The organism is Anoxybacillus sp. CHMUD (assembly GCF_013096965.1).
In the GTDB taxonomy this organism is placed as follows: domain Bacteria; phylum Bacillota; class Bacilli; order Bacillales; family Anoxybacillaceae; genus Anoxybacillus; species Anoxybacillus kestanbolensis_A.
Genome location: NZ_SDLG01000102.1, coordinates 1 through 275 on the forward strand (window position 1 = coordinate 1; position 275 = coordinate 275).

The following is a 275-nucleotide window of genomic DNA, read 5'->3' on the forward strand; positions in this document are numbered from 1 at the left end:
TTTAGCTCCAAACGAGAACCGTTTGTCGCTTTTCTTACTGCCTGTTATCTAGTTTTCAAGGAACAATCAGCGAAAATAACGAGGGATATTCCCTCAAAACTAAACGAAGCGAAAAAGCGTTGTTATTGCGTTATGTGTAGCGAGGCTAAACAGTCGCCTCCGCTTTTCGTATTTATCCTTAGAAAGGAGGTGATCCAGCCGCACCTTCCGATACGGCTACCTTGTTACGACTTCACCCCAATCATTTGCCCCACCTTCGGCGGCTGGCTCCCGTA

Annotated in this window: 1 rRNA gene; it reads right to left on the reverse strand. The window is 46.9% G+C overall.

Features of this window, described 5'->3' with window-relative positions:
* Positions 1–182 precede the first annotated feature (182 nt).
* A 16S ribosomal RNA gene (locus ETB99_RS14805) occupies positions 183–275 on the reverse strand; the annotation flags it as partial.